The organism is Acinetobacter sp. GRABPA_MV_2 (genome assembly GCF_056725885.1).
On the sequence record NZ_JBWZNA010000004.1, the window covers coordinates 37,907 to 58,360 of the forward strand.

The following is a 20,454-nucleotide window of genomic DNA, read 5'->3' on the forward strand; positions in this document are numbered from 1 at the left end:
GAGGGACGTGTGAAAATTTTTTCAACTAACACTTGTCCAGTACCGGACAATATTGAGCAAGTCATTCGACAAAAAGATGAAGTTGCTGCTGAACAGGGTGGAATGAGCGATCACCAGATTCAAAAAATCTGGAAAAGTATAGAAGCACTATATAAAACCGGAAACTATCCACTCATTACCTTTTGTTTACGCAGGCAAGATAAAATTTTGCTGAATAGAAGTATTGGATATGCCCAAGGGAACTCTCCGGCAGGACTTCAAGAAAATGCTCTGATTGCAACACCAGATACACCTGTTTGCCTATTTTCAGCATCAAAGATGATTACAGCCATGTTGATTCATCTATTAGATGAAAAGGGTGAAATCAATTTACTTGATCCCGTGAGCTATTATGTTCCTGAATATGGGGTCAATGGTAAGCGCCGTGCAACGATCTTTCATTTATTAGCACATCGTGGCGGCATTCCCTATATTGATGGCGATGTCACACCAGAATTGTTATTTGATAAAGACGAAATTTTAAAACGTTTATATGCTGCCCGACCTGTGTCTCCTGCTGGCAATCACCTTGCCTATCATGCTGTTACGGCAGGTTATATTTTAGGAGAAGTCATTGAACGGGTGACTGGGCAGGATTTACGTGAATTTGTACATCAAACTATCGAAAAACCGATGGGAATGCCCTATTTCAACTATGGCTTAAAACCAGAGTACCGTTCAGAAGTCGCCTTAAACTGTGCAACAGGTCTGCACCCTCGCCTTGGTACCGATCACTACCTGAATCATGTGTTAGGTGGCGGTTTACAACTTGCAGTTGATGTGACGAACGATAGTCGTTTTATGGACACCATTTGTCCAGCTGGAAACATCTATACCAGTGCAGAACAAGCCGGCCGCTTCTTTGAAATGCTTTTAAGTGGAGGAAGCTACGGCGGTCAGCAAATCTTTAGTGAGAAAACAATTTTCAGAGCAACACTACCAACCACAGGCGTTAACATTGACCGGACTTTATTAATTCCAATGCGCTATGCTTTAGGGCCAATGTTAGGCAGTAACCCGGTAGGCCTTTTTGGTCCAATGACAGGACAAGCATTTGGCCATTTAGGGTTCTCCAATATCTTATGCTGGGCCGATCCAGAAAGAGATATTAGTGTTTCCCTATTAACGACAGGTAAATCTGTAGTAGGTACTCACCTACCTGCTTTAGCTAAAGTACTCTATCAAATCTCCAGCCAGTGCCCACGAATTCCTAGAGATCAACGTCGTTCTTTATTCGGCAGCGACTCTCATGAAACCAACTTAGTTTAAAAGCAAATAAAAAACCCAAGCATTTCTGCTTGGGTTTTTTGCGCTGTAGTTTTTGTTTATCGTGTTATTACTGTTTTTATTATCGTTGGTGAGATGCTAGTCACATCCTTCTTGTTGTTTTAACTCACTTCCAATGTTTTCGTTTCTATTTCCTTATGTGACGTATTGTGACACATCCAATTATGAAGAAAAGTAGTATTTTTCTTATCATCATGTAAGTAAAAACGTACAGGTCTGTATAATATTTGGTGTTTAGTCATTTTCAACATTTAACGTACAGTTCTGTATAACATATAACTTAACAATTCACAGGAAAAATGCTTATTTAAGAATCATATTACAGATAAATATATTGATATTATTGATATATTTTTCTCAACCGAAATATACTAGAGATAGGCTTAAAATTGATCTTTTCTGGTAGTTTTTTAGGAGCATTAGAAAATCAAAATATAAAAAAGCCCTGTAGTCTCTCCCAAAACTACAAGGCTTAGCGGCTGTAAGTTTCCTCTTTATACACCTACTTCATTGTAAGTTCGCAGTCTCTCGACTTAAGTTATTATTATTGTGCGATTTTGCCCGACATTCCGTGCCAAGCTCGTTGTGCGTTTATAATCTCAAAAACACGGGGTGTACTCTAGCAGCAAATATCTCGAATCTATGTAAGCTTTTTCTTACAAGGGTGAAAATATTAAGTTTGGCTTAACGAACTAACCGATTAACTTTTTGAACTAAACCGCTTTTTCGTGTAGTACGAACTGTAAATGCTTGTAATAAAGCCTCTTGATGCACCAAAAGACTGACTACTTTCTTAGCGCGTGTAATGGCTGTATAGATTAACTCTTGGCTTAATAAGTTCTTGGCAGCCTGATCTAAAACGACAGCAGTATGAGTAAATTCAGACCCTTGCGATTTATGAATCGTTAAGGCAAATGCGCTCTGAATACTTTTAGGCAATCGATTTGCAGCGACCCATTTGTTCAAACTTGGAAAATATACTTCAAATTGTTGTGGCTGAGTTCTGTGCTCAAAGCACAAACCAATATCCCCATTTGAAATACCGAGCTGATAATCGTTATAAGTCATCATTACAGGACGACCCACGTACCATCCTCCGAGAGTCACTATTGAAAGTTGCTGCTGCAACCAACGCTGCGCATATTGGTTTAACTGCTGCAACCCAAACGGGCCATGACGAACTGCGGTTAAAATCCGGTAGTCATCAAATGCTTTTACTACGTTTTGGACCTGTTCAATCGAGCGTTCTTCTTTTAAATAATTTTTTAGGCTTTTTACATATCCTTGGAAACCGAGCATGAGCTTCTGATAATAAATTTCGACTTCTGCGTGATTTCCTTCTGGTAAATACTCAAGCTGAACCACATCTGGCATGTCACTTTGTAAAACTATAGGCTTTAATTCTGACACCTGAACAATATCAACTTCAAACCGCTGTAAAACTTCTACATGGTCTTGTTGATGAGTTTGCGCCTGAATAAATTTAGCAACTTGCCCAATCAGTGCCCCTTCAGCAAAACGACGACTGGTTTGTAATTGTACTCGGTTATCAGCCAATGCCTGTATTTGCTGTAAATCAGCAAGAACTGCCCCGACATCGACGGAAGCGAGCTGATTTGCATCTCCTAATAAAATAATTCGACAAGACTCAGGCACAGCTTCAAATAAAAGAGTAGCCAGGTTTAAATCCAGCATAGAAGCCTCATCCACGACAATCACGTCATAAGGCAAAGGCTGTTTTTGATTAAACCGTGGTGTCTGACTATGTCCCATCCCTAACAAACGGTGAATCGTTTGTGTTCCCTGATTTCTTAGCTCTTCACTCACTAATCCGGACTCAAGTAATTTAGGATCGTTAAATGAGTTCTGTAAGGCTTCTTGCATTCGCTGTGCTGCTTTACCTGTTGGAGCAGCCATTGCCACACGAATATGTGGAATTGCTTGGCTAAGTACAGCAATGATACGCGCAAGTGTATAAGTCTTACCTGTACCTGGCCCACCCGTAATAATACTCAAGCCCTGCCGAGCAACCATCTTTAAAGCTGCCTGTTGATGAGGATCGGTAAGCAGGTCTAAATAGTCATCACAAGAAACAGGTTGAATTAATTGTTGCTTTAATCGACAAATTTGTTCTGCAAGTCGTTGCTCTAGGTGCCAATATCGGTATAATGCCAACCCCTGCTCATCGTAGACGCATGGCGCAACTTTTGAAGTTGCTTGATCGGCAGATATAGCAAGCTGACCAAGTGCTGCAATTTGCTCTGAACTGATATCAATACAACTATCGCCTTGTAAGCTCGCTTCAATAAGCTGTTGCAAGTAAGAAGTGGCTTCTGGTACTTGCGATTGTTCAGTAAATGGAACCTGATTTAAGAAGTTACTCCACGTTGTTAACCAGCTTAAATCGGCTTGTTCAGGGCTGTTTAGATTGTCCACACACTTATCCACCTAGTTTTCCACACGCTTGTCCACATGGTTATAGACAGGCTTATCCACATGTCAAGTATTTGTTAATCTTCAAATTACGCTTTTTATCAGCATTTTTCATGCTATTTTATCCTCAGCAAAATATCCCAAAATGGCATCAAGACGAAGGATAAACTCGACACTAGGTTCCCAGTAATAATACCCCTGCTCCGCTTCACCATTCATACCACGTAAGTAAAGATAAGTTGCCCCACCCAAATGTTGCTCAATCTGGTAATCCTGCATTTTGACTTGCAAATAGCGGTGTAACGCAACGAGATATAAACCTGCTTGTAGCCAGTAACTTGCCAAAGACATACTTTGAGCAATGCTATCGCTACGATAGTCTGTAAGATCATCACCTAAGTAATTACTTTTATAATCGGCAATGTGGTAACGCTGCCCATCAAAATAAACCAAATCGATAGAACCATTTAGGTAACGTGCTGAACGAGCCTCAAGTAACTCCGGCATATTCAATCCATACTCAGCGAAGAGTTGCTGAATACGAGTCATCGCTAGAACCCGATCTGACAATGCCAAATAAAAAGGAAACTCTGACAAATACTGCTCTTGTTGAAGCTGATTGAGCCGGAAACCTTGATCAAGCGGTGTTCGCAAAATATCTTTCAACCACTCTGCAACTGACTGGTAAAGCAGATTTTCTGCATCTTCCTCTTCTGGGAAACTCTCGTTATATTTATTAAGTAAATCTTGCCAAAGGCTACTATAGTCATTTTTAAAACGACGACGTATTTCTATAACCCATTCATCTGAACATTGAAAGTCGATATGTTCAAATATTTCATGCAAGAAATTACCGGCAAGCGTTCCTCGAGGGAAGTTACTCTTTATCCAGTCAATCGGCTGAGCACTGCTTGCTTCAGCAGTGTTGACCAAGTCCAACTCATCTTCTGCTAATACAGCGTCATTGCTCTGACTCGCCAATAAATCTGTGCCAGCTTTATGTTTTAAATGCTGTGCCAAGTAACTGAAACTAGTTTTACCTCTCGAATAAAAACGTTGTTCCGGAAACCGTTGTGCTTGTATTTCAATAATACTTGTTTGTTTGGCTAAGTGAATTGCCTGTGGAATCTGCTCCAAAACCATTTCATCCGTACAGCAACGGTGTTGAAAAGGCTCAGTCCTATTTTTCCAAAATGCGAGACCTGATACTGACTTGCCATCAAGATCTTGTAGAACAGCATAGACGCGGTGGCTTGCTCGCGTTAAAGCAACATACCAAAGACGATTCTGTTCAGCGAGCGCTCGGTCTTCATGTTGCTTAAGTTCTATTTCATTCAAATAAGTCTTGTCAGCAATCGCAACGACACGTTGAGTCAAAGTCTGGTTTGAGTCCGGTTTGACAATGTCTTGGGTCGAAAAATTGAGTGTTTTATTATTTTCTCGAAAGGGCTTGTCTGCACCTAGTAAAAATACAATCTTAAATTCCAGCCCTTTTGACTGGTGAATGGTCATGAGCTGAACACCAGCTTCACTCGACAATTTACGTTCTAGCTCCCAATCACGATCAAGAGGAGAACGCAACTGTTTGAGATACCAGTGATAGAGGTTTTGCACACCTGAATATTTCTCACTGTGCTGACTCAAAATTTCAGTTAAATGACGCAAGTTCACCACAACCCGTTCATTGTCTTTACTTTGAGCAGCAACTAAATTTTGCCATATATCAAACTGGATGAGACATTGTTGCCATGCCACTAAAAAGCCTTGAGCGGACCACAACTCTCTAATTGTGTCAAAACCAGTCATAAACTGGCTTAACCCTTCAGCTGTCTGCTCAAGTTGCAAGAGTTGTTTTAAATCCATGGCAAATAGACGGCTAATTAAAGCTCGCTTCACTTTTGCCTCCTCGTAAGGATGAAGTATGGCGGTCAACAAAGCACCCACATCTTGAGCAATCGAGCAATCGAAAACACTTCGTTTTGATGGCCTGTTAACTCGTATTCCTAAACGCTCTAGCTCAAATTGAACTTTATCCAGCCCATCATGATTACGAGACAATACCGCAATATCGTCTTCATTTAAGGTTTGAGTCTGAGCATCTTTTTGAAAATATAGTTGTCCGGCATGTGACTGGTTAAGTAGATCTCGAATCTTCCATGCAACTTGCTGAGCCTCTGTTTCTTTATCTTTGAGCATTAACCAGCGCAAAGGGTAAGGATTATGATTGTTCTGCTCAATCAGTACAGGATGAGGTCGAGTACCCGCTCGAATTGGGTCATATTGAACCTCTTCACCAAAGTCGATTTGCCTTTGAAATAAGGCGTCGACCACTTCAACCAGATCTGCAACGGAACGATGGTTATGAATTAACTTATATTCGCGGCCATGTTTGGCTTGAATATCTTTATAGGCATTTAAAAAGGTGAGCATATCCCCACCACGGAAACCGTAAATTGCCTGTTTACGGTCACCTACCATAATCATGCAGCCTTTGTGGTAGCGCTCTGGATGGCGCCAAATGCTCGCCAGCATGTCGTCTTGATCTTGGTTGGTATCCTGAAATTCATCGACCAAAATTAAGGGATAACGCGCCTGCACAAACACAGCGAAACGCTGTCCCTGTTCACCTTTTAAAGCTTCAGAAAGTGTTCGAATTTGCTGAGAAAAAGTAGTTTCACCTTTATTTTGTAAAACTTGTGGTAAACGTTTTTTAACCTCAACACATAAATAGGCTTTTAAAAAAATATGAAGCTGGTCGAACTGCTCGGCGTAGTTTTTCAGCACACCAAATAGCTGTTGAATCTGTTGAATACAAGGATGTTGATAGAAACCATCTGAAATTTCAGCAGGACATTTTTTGAAAACTTTTTGATCGACAAGTTGACCTAAAAACTTAAAAACAAGCTCACGTTGTGCAGTCAAAGACCCATCAAAAACCAAAATGCTGTCGCTTTGCGTTAGAACTTGCAAAAGCTGCGGTAAACACTCGCTAAATAATTTGTTAAACGCCCCATTACGAAATACCGTCCCGCTCACATGCTTATAGTGTTCGCCATCAAGCAAGTAATACGGCTCTAAAAGACTTAAGTCAATTTCTGTTGCCAACTGTTTGAGCTGAGCAAGTTGTTCAAATTGAATGGTTGGTTTTTCGGGAAGTTTAAAATGAGCGGAACTAAAGTTAAGTGAGTCTTCGACCAGTTTGACAAAACTATCGACACTTTTTAACTCTCCTGCCAGATATAAAGCATCAATTACGGTTTGAGGTTGAGACTGTATCCATTCACGCAAAACATCATGAATCAGTTGTCGACTATAGGTTTTTGCATCATCAGTGATTTGAGCGTGTTCAATTTTGCCACTCTCAAAGGCAAACTCACGTAATAGTTTTTGGCTAAAGCTATCGAGTGTTCCGACAAATAACTCGTCTAACTGATCGATGACCAGTTTTAAACGTTCACACGCATAGGCAATACGCGTCGCAAAGCTTTTTAAAATATGTTGGAGTAATAAGTCAGGCTCTTGTTCGGCCTGCGTAATTAATTCGTGTTCTGTAAAACTGCGCTTGGTCTCTAAGTAACGATACGTTTCGACCAAACGGGCGCGAATACGGCTTTTTAACTCAGCAGCGGCAGCACGGGTAAACGTGGTTGCAATGACTTGTCGAGGCAAGTACTTTTCAAGAAAGATACGGACCATCAAACTTGATAAGGTATAGGTTTTTCCTGTACCTGCCGAAGCTTCAATTAAGTGTAAGCCACTAAATTCAATATCAATAATAGGTTGATAAGACACCTGTACTCTTGAGTTCATGTCTTACTCCGAATGTTGAAATTGAAAAACTGGATGATACAGATCATACGCAAACTCATCACAAGCATGTTGAAGCAAAGCTTGCGCATCTTGTTCTTGTAAAATAAAACTCCAGTCTCGATGCAACTTGCAAGCTTCATTTTGAGTCATATCCATTGTGGTAAATGACCCTGTTTCATTCCAGTATTTTAACAGCTCAGTGTAGCTCTTCTCATCCAGTTTTGCTTTTTCTGCCTGATTTGTTGTTTCCCACTGATATGCTTTGGCTTTTTCTAGCGGCTTTAATAATAAGGCTGCTGGTAGAACCAAAGGTTGTTGCTGTGCATGGCGCCAGATTTTAAACCATGGCTGTAAATATTGCCGAGCCTGTTCAGAACTCACTCCACTACAAATCACGGTTTGATCGCTAAAAACCACAATACGGCGCTTTTCAGCTCCTGCACTACCCTCATTCAAATAAGCTAACCAGAGCAGATATTCTAACCAAACTTTAGCACGTCTTTTTGCGCGAGCACTTGAAGGTTCCATACTGACCCAGTCCCGAGTTTCAGACTTCGGAACGGTAATATTCATATGAAGCTGTTTAGCAATTCGCCAAATACGCTGAGTTGTTTGTGTCACTGCCGGTGCATAATGGTGAAGTCGTTCAAGTAAACATTCTTGCTCAAAAACACCTTGTTGCCATGCGCTATATTTGACTTTACCTACAGGCAACTGATCAATTAATACTTCAGGTTGTGCTTGCTGTTCAGATTGTTGTAAAAAATGTCGGATCGCATAGCGTCCTAAACCATCTAATAATAAAGGTTCATTTTGGTCGAGCACTCCGACACTTCCTAAGTTTTCTACCCCTAAAGTTTTTAAATAGAGGCGTGCAGGGAATGTTACATCCTGTATCCACTGTTGGCTCTCTAAAACCAACATGTCCGGTGCTTGTAGCGGATAGGTTGTGTTCGCCCAAGGTTGACGGTTTCCTGAAACTTGCTGAATTTGTGAAGCGACCTTAAACCAATGATCTTGATAGCGAATAACACTTTTTTCTACAGTAAAACCTTTCGGATCGAAGGGCTGTAAGTCATGTAAGTGATAGAGTTGTTTTAATTGTGATGGAATCTCAATTCCTTCAATAACTACATTTTCAGGTACACCATCTTCAGCTTTCACAATCAAGGCAAGGTGTTCACGGAACTCTTGAAGAATACTGGAAGGTTCTCGCACCTCACCATCATTCACATCAAAACCGTTATAAAACAGCCATAAATTGTCTTGTGCTAATAATAAAGCATCTAAAAAAGCACCTTGATCATCTTCAAGTCGAGAGCGGTCACCTAACTGTTGGCGCAGTGCATCCATTAAATCAAATGGAACATGGGTATCGCGGTTTGGAAATTGCCCTGCATCAAGATTTAGCATGACCATTAAACGATAAGGTAACGGTCGAATGTGTCCAATTTGGGCAAAAGTAATTTGCCCAGTCGGCTCAGCTTGCGCACTTTGACTTTCTAATGTCCGTTGAATTTCTTCAATAATATAAGGTAGTGGCAAGGTGATTTTGCGCAAAGTTCCTGTGTCTGTCTCGGCGTAATAGCTTGCGAGCGTCAACATTCGCTCTTGTTTTTTAACAATTTCACGCACAGCTTTTAGGGCAGCAACACCAACCTGCTCAAATTCAACAATATCTTTGCCTAGTACCTGAAGCCAATATTCAACGGTATAGACTTTTCCTTGTTCATGCAGAGTCAGCCAATCACGGCGCTCGTTCAAATCCTGATAAATCTGAATGAGTGTACCAATCAGCTCGAAATCGCTCGGTTGAACTTTGGCATAACTCAACACCTGATTAAACGTCGCATGTACAGGCACGGCAATGCCAAGAGCCAGTCGCTCTAAGGCAAATTTAAAGCTATATCGGTAATCATCATCACCGTCACACAAACTGCGCTTGAGATGCTCTGCATCAAGCCCTCGTTTAAAGCCTGCATCGGCAAGCAAATTTAAAATTCGCTCAACCTGAACATATTCAAGTTCATAACGTTGTTGAGTCGCATGCAAACTTAACCAATCAGCAAAATCATCAAAACTAAAACGCCCCTGCATCAGTTGAATACGCCCAATCACGGCACGCCAAGCATTCAGTGCATCAAGTGATGCAACACCTGCAATCTTTACTGGCAAATGCACACCCTGCTCAGTGGCAGTAGCAGGAAATACACTTCGAATTAAAGGCTCTATGTCGGCCAAATTAGGAACTAAAACTAAAATATCGTTTGGTCGGCGCGGCTGTTCATGTGGTTTAGACAACCAACCAATCAATTGCTCTTTTAAAACTTCAAGCTGACGTAAAGTTGAATGACAAACATGAATCTGAATCGAGTCATCGTCTGGAGCGAGTTCATATTGCTTAGCTTGAGGTTCCACTAAATGCAAAATATCTGACTGAACTTTACCGAGCAGACTTTCAGGAAAATCATCCACAAAAGCATCAACCCACTTACCTTCTTCACCCGTAGATAAATTCGACAATAGCGAAAAGTGGTCGCGGGCTTGTTTACCCAATCGGGTTAAAAGCGGATGTCTGGACTCACGCGCTTCAGCATTAAAGTTGAGTGTAAATTTATTAAAGAAATCACTAATTTCAGCATCAGTAGCCTTTGGATTTTTCGCAATAAAACGCTCTTTTACCCCTAAGTCATAACGCTGTTTCCAGAGTGGATCGACACTATCGGCCCAATATTCTTGTGAAGGGTTATAGTGCAAAATCAGTACATCAACGTATTGTCCTAAACGGCGCAAGAACTGTAACTGGCTTGGCGGCAAATCTAATAACGTAAAGATCACCACCTGATTAGGTAATCTTGTAATAGCACGCTTACTGCGGTCTGGATGATCTAACTCTTGCCAAAACAATGCATCAATTTGCTGCATCTGCAAAAAGTCATCATGAAAATGTTGTTGCCATAACCAACGCTGCCAACGTTCTAGCTCCTCAGTTTGATGTAATGCAAAAGCAGTCACTTCTTCATCTTTTTGCACAATATATTTTTCAATATCGAGTGCTCGGCCCTGCCCCCAAGCAGACAACCAGTTTTCCGGACAGGTACAACTATTTTCACAACCACGCTGACACTGCCCACGATAAATCATATAGTTACTAAATAGATCGGCAACCTGCTCAGCGACCCAGTACAGCATTTTTTGTTTTTTTAATTGTTTGTCTATGCCTTGTTCGAGTCGATCTGCGCTGTCATAAATACGCTGGACAATAGAATGTAAAGGATGCGACGAATCTATACTTATCGTGTCAGGTTGAATGAATTCGTGCAAAGCTTGATGCACCCGCCATTTAAAAATTAAACGTGGGATGTTCGCTTTACGAACCTGTTCTTTATGCGCAGTTAAAACTTGCTGGTAGGCGTACCACTGGAAGCCGCGTACCCGTTGGTGAAACTGGTAATTAGCACTCATGCCTTGCTGTTCTGCAAGTTTTTGTATCAGCCACTGCTCGACCGCAGGACTTGGAACAATAAAATGCTGGGTTTTCAAAACCTGTAATGGATGCGTTGAAGCTTGAGATGTAGACGTCAATACACCTTGCAACAACACATCAATACGTTGACTTTGAATAACATGAATCCCCATTTATTTCATATCCTGCTTGCATAATTTATGCACAAAATCATAAACATTCATTACTATACAACTGAATCTGACTATGTCACGTTGGTTTAAACACAGCATAATTTAACTTTGGGGTCACTTACACTTGGTTTAAATGACGCCATCAAGAAACTTATACAGGTAGACATTATGAAAATTGACAAGATTCCTGACTATATTGATCCTAGCCTAAATCTGGAACAAATTCGCGATGAGTGTCATGATCTCATCAAAAAAAGAGCTTACGTCTCAGCAGGAGCGGCAATTGTACCGATTCCTTTTTTTGACGTGGCAGTCGATTTGGGAATTTTGTCGTACCTTATTCCAGATATCAATTCCCGTTTTGGCTTAGCACCTGAACACGTGAGTGTCTACGACCCGAAAACTAAAACAATTCATTGGGATGAACTACGTAAACGCGGTTTTGAATTTTCAGGCTTTGTAGTAGCGCGTACTACAGTTAAAAAAACATTTAATGGCTTTCTTGGCAAAATCGTAACGAAACAGGTGACTAAATTTATACCACTAGGTGGGCAAATTGTAGCAGCAAGTTTGGGCTATTTCATGATGAAAAAAATAGCAGAAACTCATCTGAATGACAGTTATAACCTTGCAAAACGTATTCAGCAAAAAAGCCGTAGCACTATTGTAAATTAATGTTTGCCTTGTAGCTGAGAGCTTAATCTGCTCTCAGTTGTTTTAAAATGGCCTTCAACACTTCTAAACGTGCAGTATATTTATCATCGGTTGCGACAATATACCAAGGTGCATATTCAGTACTAGTTCGCTCAAACATATCTGCGGCCGCTTTTAAATAATCGTCCCACTTATCACGATTACGCCAATCCTCTGCGGTAATTTTAAAGCGTTTATGCGGTGTTTCTTCTCTGGCCTTAAAACGCTGCTCTTGCTCATCTTTACTAATCGCCAGCCAAATTTTTACTACAATCGTTTGACTATCAAATAAATCTTTTTCAAAGCGGTTTATTTCATCATAGGCACGCTGCCATTCTAAAGGTGAAGCAAAACCTTCGACACGTTCAACGAGTACACGTCCATACCATGTCCGATCAAAAATCGTGATTTTTTCGGCCTCATTAATGCGGTTCCAAAAGCGCCATAAGTAAGGATGACGTGCTTCAAAACGTTCAGGTGCTCCAATACAGTGAATATCATATTCACGCGGGTCTAGGTTTTTAACGATTCGCTTAATGGCCCCACCTTTACCAGCTGCATCCATGCCTTCAAAAGCAATGACGACATTGCGTTGATCAAAACGCATGGCATCGGCAATTTTTTTACTCAGTTTATCGAGTTCTTTTTTATATTCTGCTTTTTCAAGTGGTTCGTTAGAAGGGTTTAATAAACTCTCTGGAATTTTAGCTTGCTGCCATTTTCCTTTAACTTCGGTTTCATGCTCTGGAAGTTGACGCATGTGTTGTAAAAGGTATTGCGCAAAAAACTGATCACGCTGCTTTTCATCTTCGCCATCAATAATGTACCAATCGTCGGTAAAACGGCGGCGTAACTTTTGCAAAGTGTCATATTGTTTTTTATTACGCCAGTCTAGGCCATGCAGCTTATGCCAGTGCTGTTCAGATGGATCTATCTTGTCTAAACGTTTTTGCAGTGATTTCCATGACAGATCGAACCAGACTTTGACCACATCGACATAGTTGTTTTTTAAATCTTGCTCAAATGCCCGCATATTTTCAACGTAAGCATCAAAGCGTGCTTCATCCAAAGGTTCAGACACGTGCGTTGCCGTGACGAGCAAATCGCTATACCAGTTGCCAAACATCACCACAATTTGCCCTTCAGTCGGAATGAACTCCGAGTAAGATTGCCAAAATGCTTCTGTATCTGTCAGCACACGCGGCGCGTCTGCTTTGACTCGTAAATATCGTGGATCTAGCCATTCACGAAGTTGCTTAACAGCCTCGCCTTTTCCAGCCAGTTCAATACCACTCATTAATATCAGTGTGCTTTTAGCATTCGGCTTCCCTCGACTTTCTTTTAGAGCATATTGTGCTTCAATCAAATCGACTGAAAGCTGTTCTTCATCACGAATCTCAAATTTTGGTTGTTGTTCACTCATAGTCCACGGCTCTAATCTTTTATTGTTTAATTTCGATGATCTTTAACTTATGCGCTTAAATGATGAATTGCTATACAAATTATGTCATTGCGACAAAATTCTGTTTAAAAATTGACGCATGAATCATTTTTTTTACATCTACTCGCCATAGTACAAGGTTACAATGCCTTTTATGATTTTTTGCAAATAGCCCAATATTAGAGCCTTAAATGTCTAAACTCGCTGCTTTTGATGATCTTTTACAACAATATAAAACATTTAATTATCACGATAATCCAGTACTTGCTCAGCGTTTGCAAGATGTACAAACATGGTTAAAAGAGCGGATGAAAGATACCCATCATGACTTTTTTAATCTGCCAGCGCACAAGCTTATGTCAGAGTACTTTTTAAATCGTTTATATGGTGGCCCAGAATTTGATGCTCTTGCAGCTCAAATCGAACGCTTATTGAAATATGCGCATAAAGCAGAAAAAGTCTTACCTGAGAATGCAATTAAAACAGGTACTAAATCAGTAAGTTTGGCTGTACTTGCAACCCAACTTGATGAGCAAGTAGCAATGCAACTTCTTGAGGACTATCCCGCAGATACAGTACTCACTGATGAAATTATGCGTTTAACCTTAATCAAGCTTGATCAGGCCGAAGCTCGTTATCAACAACTTGCTCTTCTTGACGATTTAGGTGCAGCACTCGATAAATACATGCGTTCATTTATGATGTTTACTGCTTTTAAAATGTGTAAAGGTATTGCCCAAAAATATCACTTCGAATTGATGTATGATTTCATTCAAGATGGTTTTAGTGCGATGAAACCGTTAAAATCAGCCGAGACCTTTATTAAGACTTTTACTGAAAAAGAACGCCAGATTATTGAAAATGTACATTCAGGGCATCCGAATCCGTTTAGAGTGTGATAAGGTCGGCACATAGAAAAACTCAACCTCGCGAAGTTGAGATTTTATTCATTATATTTGCATGATGATGCCTGTAAAAATAGACAAAATCTGTCATCATGCAGAACTTATTCCGTTTCACTTGAGTTTGAGTCTAGGAGAGACAATATGTCTAACGAAAACCAAAAGCCAACATCTCCAACTGAGCAGGCACAAAGTTCAGACAAAGTTAGCCCATTCCTAAGCTCACCTTTACCTCAAGGTACTCCTCAAGGGCAACAACAAACTTTACAGCAAACCTTAACAGACACACCTGTGAATGGCTCTGTACCTAAATACAATTTACCTCGTGGTGCTGGTAATACTGGCAACGTTGGTGAAACAACACATTTCGGTTACTCAACAGTTAGAACTGAAGATAAAGCACAAAAAGTTGCAGAAGTTTTCCACTCAGTTGCAAGCAAATATGACTTGATGAATGACTTGATGTCATTTGGTATTCACCGTTTGTGGAAGCGTTTTGCAATTAACATGTCTGGTGTCCGCCGTGGTCAACACGTGTTAGACATTGCTGGCGGTACAGGCGACTTAGCAAAAGTGTTTAGCCGTGAAGTTGGTCCGCAAGGTCATGTTGTACTTTCAGACATTAACGAATCTATGCTCAATGTTGGCCGTGACCGTCTAATTGATGCAGGCTGTACCAATGTTGACTTCGTTCTTGCCAATGCTGAAACATTAGAACCTTTTGCAGACAACAGCTTTGACCTTGTAACCATTAGCTTTGGTTTACGTAACGTGACAGATAAAGATGCAGCACTTGCTTCTATGTTCCGTGTATTAAAACCAGGTGGCCGTTTACTGATTCTTGAATTTTCTAAACCTGTATTTGAGCCATTCTCAAAACTTTATGACCTCTATTCATTCACCGCTTTACCGATTATGGGTAAATTGGTTGCGAATGACTCAGAAAGCTATAAATATTTGGCTGAATCAATCCGTATGCACCCAGACCAACGCACCTTAAAAGGTATGATGGAAAATGCTGGCTTCCAGAACTGTGACTATCACAACCTTACTGCCGGTATCGTTGCCGTTCACCGTGGCTTCAAACTGTAAGGGATAACGATATGTGGTCGATTCTGGCACTCGGTGCAGTCGAACGTATCATTCATCATCTGATCGATCTGGATGCGGTTACTCGCATTCAGCTTAATCAGTTACAGGGCAAAATGTTGCGTGTTGTGATTGATAGTCCGCAGCTTTCTGTCGATGTGTTCTTTGACCAAGAAAAAGTACGTCTTGAACCTACCGTAACAGGTCATAGTGAAAAGCCTTCTATTTTTGAACAGCGTCCTTTTGATGCCCAATTCAAAATTTCTGAAGCAACTGCAACTTTGCATGTTAAAGATGTCGTTGAACTGATTAAATTATTGGTCAGCGATCCAGACCAGATTGGGAATATCCCGCTCCAAGGTGATTATCACCTATTACAGGATATTCAAAAAATTATACAGCAAGCTGAACCTGATTTAGCTGCGCATTTATCAAGATGGGTGGGTCCTCAACTCGCTCATGAAATTGGCAAGATTCAACTTGCACCAAAACATTTAAAACGCTCGGTACAAAGCCATCTGTTTTTTGCTGAAGATGCCTTAAAAGAAGATAGCGGCCTATTTGCCCCTCGCTGGGAAATGGACGACTTAACTCAAGCAACTCGCAAGCTTAATCAAGACATTGACCGTCTTGAAGCAAGATTGCAGCAACTCAATGCACAACTACAACCCTCTCAAGACTAGGTAAGACTTTATATGATTCCGCACGTTTCACGTTTACTCGAACTTTGGCGTATTGCAGCGCACTATAGACTCGATACGTTGTTCCCTGCGGATGAATTACCAGTTAAAGCTCAGCATGCATTAAATATTATTAAAATGCATCCAGCTGCATGGTCGAGTCGTGAACGTAAAAATCCTTTAAAGCTTAAAGAAGCTTTAGAAGATATGGGACCACTTGCAATCAAGCTTGGTCAATTACTGTCTACTCGCCGTGACCTAATTCCACCTGAGGTACTCGCTCAACTGGTTTTACTTCAAGATCAAGTAAAACCTTTTGATAGCAATGTTGCCAAACAACGTATTCAAGATTCTTTAAAAGCAGACGTAAATACTCTATTTGCCCGCTTTGATGACCAACCATTAGCTGCTGCTTCAATTGCACAAGTACATACAGCGGCACTGCATGATGGCCGTGAAGTTGTTGTTAAAGTTACTCGTCCGGACATTCGTAGCCAGATTTTACAAGACTTTGAAATTCTGGCATGGCTAGGAAATACGTTAGAAAGCCGCCTTGAAGCTGCTCGTGCATTGCATCTCACCGAAATTATTCAAGACTACCGCCAGATCATTTTAAATGAACTGGACTTGAGTATTGAGGCTGATAACACCCGTCGTATGCGCCATTACTTCACTGGCTCAACCATGATGTATGTACCAGAAGTCTACATGGACACCAAAGATGTCATGGTGGCTGAGCGTATTACTGGTGTCCCTATTTCAGATACGGCAACCTTTGACCGTCTAGGCATGGACCGTGCACAACTTGCAGAAAAAGGGTTAACTATTTTCTTTACGCAAGTATTCCGCGATAACTTTTTCCATGCCGACATGCACCCTGGCAATGTCTTTGTAGAAACCATTAACCCAAGCAATCCACGCTTTATTGCGCTGGACTGTGCGATTATGGGTGAGCTTTCTAAGCACGACCAGATGACAGTTGCCCGTATGTTGCTTGCTGTCATGAACAGCAACTTTATGCAGCTTATTCAAATTGTGCATCAAGCTGGCTGGATTCCACCGGGCACTGACCAAGATGCTTTAGCACGTGAAATGCGCCGTACTGTTGGGCCAATGGTATCTAAACCAATGGACCAGCTTGATTTTGCGGGTATCTTAATTCAAGTGATGGACATTGCTCGTCGCTTCCATCTTGAGATTCCGCCACAGCTCATGCTGCTACTCAAAACTTTAGTGCATGTAGAAGGCCTAGGGACTGACCTTTACCCGCAGCTCGACATCTGGAAATTGGCAAAACCAATTTTGACGGAATGGGTCAAATCCAACATGAACCCAGTCAAAAATGTAAAAGAACTCGGCCAGCAATTACCTGACCTGCTTTTAGGCGCTCAAGATTTCCCAAGCTTAATTATTGATAGCTTAAATGGTTTAAAAAATCAGTCAGCTTGGCAAGACCGCCAGTTACGCGAAATTCAGCAACTTCGTTTGCAAATGGAACATCAGCAACGCCGTAGTTGGATGTTCGGCAGTACTATGCTGATTTTGCTGACTATTGCAATTATTAGCCCTTGGTTTGTTTCGATTATTCTAATTGTGCTGAGTAGCTTATTAGCGCTTTGGCGTATATTGAAATAAGTTCAAAATCCCTTGCCAATGCAAGGGATTTTTTTATGGAAAAAATTTAATTTTCAAAAAATTTATAGATCAGCTATTCGTTCATTGCTAAATTGAAGCTATAAATGCTTCAAAAGAACAAACAATGAAAACACCTCATTTTGCCATTATCGGTGCAGGTACAGCAGGTTTAGCCACTGCTATTTTGCTTGCCCGCCAAGGCAATAACGTTACTATTTTTGAACAAGTTGATGAGTTATCTCCGGTAGGTGCCGGTTTACTGCTACAACCTGCGGGCTTAGCTGTATTTGAACAATTAGGTGTGCTCGATAAAGCTCTAACATTAGGTGCAAGAGTCACAGGCTTAGAGGGCCAACTTCCAAATAAGCGCCTTTTAGTTAATAGTCATTATCACGAAGCATCAGCAAACCTCTATGGTCTAGGTATACACCGAGCCACTTTGTGTCATGTACTCACTCAAAAGCTTAGCGAGTATTCAAGCCAGATTACTTGGTGTATGAACCATTCTGTTGAAAGTTTTGAAGAACATAATGATGAAGTTCGGATATTCGGCAGTCATCAAAACCAAAAGTTTGATGCTTGCTTTGATAGCCTACTCATTGCCAACGGTGCACGTAGCCAGTTACGCCCTAAAGCATGGGTAAAGGTTGACAAAGCTTATCCTTGGGGTGCGGCATGGAGTATCGTACCTGAGTGCCAAGTTCTCGATTCTGAAATTCTGCATCAATTTTATGATCGCTCGAAAATTATGATGGGAATTCTTCCTACAGGAGCGATTCCAACTGAACCTCAACAGCGCCTTTCAAGTGTTTTTTGGAGTCTACCTACACCACAACTACAAAGCTTTTTACAAGATGAGCAGGCTAAACAAGCTTGGTTAAAGCAAGTCTCAGAACGTTGGCCCAAAGTTGCAGAATGGCTGAAAGAAATTTTGTATAACAGTCAAACTCAGCCTAAATGGCTATCTGCAAACTACCGCGATGTCGTCCTGACTCAATTTGGTCAGGGTCGAGTTGGAGTAATTGGAGATGCAGCTCATGCGATGAGTCCACAGTTAGGTCAAGGTGCAAATATGGCATTATTGGATGCTTGGGCTTTCTCTCAATCATTGCAACATGCTCAAAAGAACCAGAATATTGATTGGTCCCTGCTCTGGCAGAACTACCACCAGCTTCGCCGTTCATCCACCCAGTTTTATCAATTTCTTAGTCGCTTATTAACACCCCTTTATCAATCTGATCATTGGTGGGCTGGAGGTTTAAGAGATTTAGTTTTTCCGTGGATGTATCAAATCCCTTATTTTCGAAAAGAGATGGCAATTACAATTTCAGGCTTAAAAACAGGGCCATTCCAACAACTGGACTATGATCAGGTTGCTCAATTACCTAAAGAAAACAGTGTATTTCATTTAGAAAGCGAATCTCTGTCTGACTATTAACCCAACCAAATAATAGTGAGTAACACATGAAAATTAGCCATCTTGATCATCTTGTTTTAACCGTCTCAAATATTGAAACCACCTGTCATTTCTATCAAACCGTATTAGGATTTGAGGTCATCACTTTTAAAGGTAATAGAAAGGCTCTAAAGTTTGGAAATCAAAAAATAAATTTACACCAGCAAGGTAACGAGTTTGAACCTAAGGCATTACAGCCGACTCCCGGATCTGCCGATTTGTGTTTTATTTCTGACACTCCCATTTCAGAAGTAGTTGCGCACCTTAATCAATTAAATATTCAAATTGAAGAAGGTCCGATTGAACGTACTGGTGCAATGCATCCTATTCTTTCAGTTTATATTCGTGATCCAGATCAAAATTTGATTGAGATTTCAAATATTCTAATGACTCAGCCATCTGAATAAGGCACTCATGAGTAAAAAGTACAAGCTACTCATTACGCTGACAAAGACAAAAAGGACAAAGAATTTTTCCGCAAAGCGACGTTGATGCCGTACACTATACAAGCTATTTTTAGCATCTAATTGAAATCAATTTATAGTTCATATTTCTTTGGTGATTCCTCATGAATAACATGCAATGGCTCGATGAAGTAAAATTTAACGAACAAGGTCTTATCCCTGCCATTGCTCAACATCATCAAACCGGACGTATTTTGATGGTGGCGTGGATGAACCGTGAATCACTTGCGCTCACAGCAGAAAAAAATCAGGCGGTGTATTTCTCTCGCTCTCGCCAAAAACTTTGGCACAAGGGTGAAGAATCAGGTCATTTCCAAACGGTTTATGAAATTCGTTTAGACTGCGACGGCGATGTAATCGTATTACAAGTTGAGCAACACGGCGGTATTGCATGCCATACAGGTCGTGAGTCTTGTTTCTACCGTAAACTTACCCCACAGGGCTGGGAAATTGTCGATGCACAATTAAAAGACCCTACTGCAATTTATGGCGATAAAGCCAAAACTGAAAGCCACGATCATGATCACACGACAGAACAAGTGGATGTACTTGCTCACTTAGGGCAATTAATGCAAGAGCGTAAACAAGCAGAAGCGGATACGTCATATGTTGCAAGCCTCTACAAAAAGGGCATCAATAAAATCTTAGAAAAAGTCGGTGAAGAAAGCGTAGAAACCATTATTGCTGCGAAAGACTACGCTGCTCAAAATACAGAAAGTAATTTAAATGACTTGATTTATGAAACTGCCGATTTGTGGTTCCATAGCATTGTCATGTTGGGTTATTTCGATCTTAATCCACAACTTATTATTGACGAATTAGCTCGTCGTCAGGGTTTATCTGGTTTAGTTGAAAAAGCTAACCGCAACAAGGTTTAAAATCACTC

13 protein-coding genes are annotated in these 20,454 nt (G+C 40.8%); 9 read left to right on the forward strand and 4 right to left on the reverse strand.

Going from position 1 to position 20,454, the window contains the following annotated elements:
• The first annotated feature begins 9 nt into the window (after window positions 1-9).
• Complete coding sequence (locus ACXM0J_RS05060; RefSeq protein ID WP_262470007.1) at window positions 10-1,308, forward strand: serine hydrolase domain-containing protein; 1,299 nt, start codon at window positions 10-12, stop codon at window positions 1,306-1,308.
• 702 nt (window positions 1,309-2,010) lie between these two features.
• On the opposite strand, the gene recD is transcribed toward ACXM0J_RS05060, so the two are convergent.
• The 3 genes from recD to ACXM0J_RS05075 all read right to left on the reverse strand — a co-directional run bounded on the left by recD (window position 2,011) and on the right by ACXM0J_RS05075 (window position 11,208).
• Window positions 2,011-3,762, reverse strand: a complete 1,752-nt coding sequence (gene recD, locus ACXM0J_RS05065) for an exodeoxyribonuclease V subunit alpha (protein WP_086264330.1) — start codon at window positions 3,760-3,762, stop codon at window positions 2,011-2,013.
• A gap of 108 nt (window positions 3,763-3,870) precedes the next feature.
• Complete coding sequence (locus tag ACXM0J_RS05070) at window positions 3,871-7,569, reverse strand: UvrD-helicase domain-containing protein (protein ID WP_213034364.1); 3,699 nt, start codon at window positions 7,567-7,569, stop codon at window positions 3,871-3,873.
• A gap of 3 nt (window positions 7,570-7,572) precedes the next feature.
• Window positions 7,573-11,208: an exodeoxyribonuclease V subunit gamma gene (locus ACXM0J_RS05075; RefSeq protein ID WP_086264331.1), complete on the reverse strand. Its 3,636-nt coding sequence runs from the start codon at window positions 11,206-11,208 to the stop codon at window positions 7,573-7,575.
• A gap of 168 nt (window positions 11,209-11,376) precedes the next feature.
• Between ACXM0J_RS05075 and ACXM0J_RS05080 the strand changes: the two genes are divergently transcribed.
• Entirely contained in the window at window positions 11,377-11,883 is a 507-nt protein-coding gene (locus ACXM0J_RS05080; RefSeq protein WP_005079307.1) for a hypothetical protein, read from the forward strand.
• A gap of 22 nt (window positions 11,884-11,905) precedes the next feature.
• Here the strand turns inward: ACXM0J_RS05080 and pap are convergent, their stop codons facing one another.
• Window positions 11,906-13,324, reverse strand: a complete 1,419-nt coding sequence (gene pap / locus ACXM0J_RS05085) for a polyphosphate:AMP phosphotransferase (RefSeq protein WP_005079309.1) — start codon at window positions 13,322-13,324, stop codon at window positions 11,906-11,908.
• A gap of 209 nt (window positions 13,325-13,533) precedes the next feature.
• Between pap and ACXM0J_RS05090 the strand changes: the two genes are divergently transcribed.
• The 7 genes from ACXM0J_RS05090 to hisIE all read left to right on the forward strand — a co-directional run bounded on the left by ACXM0J_RS05090 (window position 13,534) and on the right by hisIE (window position 20,446).
• Entirely contained in the window at window positions 13,534-14,241 is a 708-nt protein-coding gene (locus tag ACXM0J_RS05090; RefSeq protein WP_005079311.1) for a DUF8198 family protein, read from the forward strand.
• Between the two features lie 147 nt (window positions 14,242-14,388).
• A complete protein-coding gene (ubiE, locus tag ACXM0J_RS05095; protein ID WP_002114829.1) occupies window positions 14,389-15,336 on the forward strand; it encodes a bifunctional demethylmenaquinone methyltransferase/2-methoxy-6-polyprenyl-1,4-benzoquinol methylase UbiE in 948 nt (315 codons plus the stop codon).
• Window positions 15,337-15,347: 11 nt separating this feature from the next.
• Entirely contained in the window at window positions 15,348-16,016 is a 669-nt protein-coding gene (locus tag ACXM0J_RS05100) for a ubiquinone biosynthesis accessory factor UbiJ (RefSeq protein ID WP_139841451.1), read from the forward strand.
• A 12-nt stretch (window positions 16,017-16,028) separates the two neighbouring features.
• Entirely contained in the window at window positions 16,029-17,648 is a 1,620-nt protein-coding gene (locus ACXM0J_RS05105) for an ABC1 kinase family protein (RefSeq protein WP_005079317.1), read from the forward strand.
• 124 nt (window positions 17,649-17,772) lie between these two features.
• The gene (locus ACXM0J_RS05110; RefSeq protein WP_086264332.1) at window positions 17,773-19,086 is read left to right on the forward strand and encodes an FAD-dependent oxidoreductase; all 1,314 of its coding nucleotides are present in this window, start codon (window positions 17,773-17,775) and stop codon (window positions 19,084-19,086) included.
• A gap of 26 nt (window positions 19,087-19,112) precedes the next feature.
• A complete protein-coding gene (locus ACXM0J_RS05115; RefSeq protein ID WP_086264333.1) occupies window positions 19,113-19,511 on the forward strand; it encodes a VOC family protein in 399 nt (132 codons plus the stop codon).
• Window positions 19,512-19,672: 161 nt separating this feature from the next.
• A complete protein-coding gene (gene hisIE / locus ACXM0J_RS05120) occupies window positions 19,673-20,446 on the forward strand; it encodes a bifunctional phosphoribosyl-AMP cyclohydrolase/phosphoribosyl-ATP diphosphatase HisIE (RefSeq protein WP_086264334.1) in 774 nt (257 codons plus the stop codon).
• Window positions 20,447-20,454: the final 8 nt, after the last annotated feature.

Bases quoted from the DNA above. Each gene is read 5' to 3' on its own strand.
- ACXM0J_RS05070 (WP_213034364.1), bottom strand. From the start codon at position 7,569: ATGAACTCAAGAGTACAGGTGTCTTATCAACCTATTATTGATATTGAA.
- ACXM0J_RS05075 (WP_086264331.1), bottom strand. From the start codon at position 11,208: ATGGGGATTCATGTTATTCAAAGTCAACGTATTGATGTGTTGTTGCAA.
- ACXM0J_RS05080 (WP_005079307.1), top strand. From the start codon at position 11,377: ATGAAAATTGACAAGATTCCTGACTATATTGATCCTAGCCTAAATCTG.
- pap (WP_005079309.1), bottom strand. From the start codon at position 13,324: ATGAGTGAACAACAACCAAAATTTGAGATTCGTGATGAAGAACAGCTT.
- ACXM0J_RS05090 (WP_005079311.1), top strand. From the start codon at position 13,534: ATGTCTAAACTCGCTGCTTTTGATGATCTTTTACAACAATATAAAACA.
- ubiE (WP_002114829.1), top strand. From the start codon at position 14,389: ATGTCTAACGAAAACCAAAAGCCAACATCTCCAACTGAGCAGGCACAA.
- ACXM0J_RS05100 (WP_139841451.1), top strand. From the start codon at position 15,348: ATGTGGTCGATTCTGGCACTCGGTGCAGTCGAACGTATCATTCATCAT.
- ACXM0J_RS05105 (WP_005079317.1), top strand. From the start codon at position 16,029: ATGATTCCGCACGTTTCACGTTTACTCGAACTTTGGCGTATTGCAGCG.
- ACXM0J_RS05110 (WP_086264332.1), top strand. From the start codon at position 17,773: ATGAAAACACCTCATTTTGCCATTATCGGTGCAGGTACAGCAGGTTTA.
- ACXM0J_RS05115 (WP_086264333.1), top strand. From the start codon at position 19,113: ATGAAAATTAGCCATCTTGATCATCTTGTTTTAACCGTCTCAAATATT.
- hisIE (WP_086264334.1), top strand. From the start codon at position 19,673: ATGAATAACATGCAATGGCTCGATGAAGTAAAATTTAACGAACAAGGT.